Origin of the sequence: Tsukamurella soli (genome assembly GCF_039541155.1) — a bacterium.
Lineage (GTDB): Bacteria > Actinomycetota > Actinomycetes > Mycobacteriales > Mycobacteriaceae > Tsukamurella > Tsukamurella soli.
The window spans coordinates 1-786 of sequence record NZ_BAABFR010000259.1; the positions used below are offsets into that span (position 1 = coordinate 1).

Consider the following 786-nt stretch of genomic DNA (forward strand, 5'->3'; position numbering starts at 1 on the left):
GACGGTGCCGCGCGCGGCCAGGGCCTCGGCTGCCGGCGCCCACCCCGACCCGAGCACGACCGCCACGTCGAAGCCGTCGCCGGTGTCGAAGCCCTGCTCCCGCGCGGCGGAGAGCAGTGCGTCCGCAGCCTCCGCGGCCGCCGCGGCGGGGTCTTCGATGCCGTCCGCCGGCGCCGGCTGATGTTCGACCATGATGAAAAATGCTAGCCGTTAAGGTTGGCTGCATGCCGTACCTCGCCCGCCCGGACTCCGCTTCCGCTGATGGTGTCGTCCTCTTGTACCTCGGTGACGAAGGTGTGGAGCTGTCGGAGACCAACCCCGAGAACCGCTTCTCTCCCGGCTGGATCGACGCCGTCCACGCTCTCCTCGACGAGGTGGAGACCAGCGCGAGCGCGCTGGTCGTCACCGCCACCGGAAAGTTCTTCAGCAATGGCCTCGACGTGGTGTACCTGGCCTCGCACCTCGACGCTGCCGGGCCGTACCTCGACAGCGTCCACGCCCTGTACACGCGGCTGCTGACATTCCCCATGACCACGGTGGCGGCGGTGAACGGCCATGCGTTCGGGGCCGGGGCGATGCTGGCGCTGTCCTGCGACTCCGTCGTGATGCGCGAGGACCGCGGCTTCTGGTGCCTGCCCGAGATCGGGCTGAAGATGAACTTCACCGTCGGCATGGCGCACCTGCTGCGCGCCCGGCTGCCGTACCAGTCGGCGCTCGATGCGATGACCACCGCCCGACGGTACGGCGGACCCGACGCCGTGGCGGCCGGCATCGCGCAGGCGGCCG

1 protein-coding gene and 1 pseudogene are annotated in these 786 nt (G+C 70.5%); one reads left to right on the forward strand and one right to left on the reverse strand.

What is annotated here, in order from left to right:
* Positions 1-192 (reverse strand): annotated as a pseudogene (locus ABD908_RS27460) (hypothetical protein); the annotation flags it as partial.
* A gap of 32 nt (positions 193-224) precedes the next feature.
* On the opposite strand from ABD908_RS27460, the gene ABD908_RS27465 reads away from it, so the two are divergent.
* The coding region (locus tag ABD908_RS27465; protein ID WP_345002092.1) for an enoyl-CoA hydratase/isomerase family protein at positions 225-786 on the forward strand (562 nt) is incomplete at its 3' end.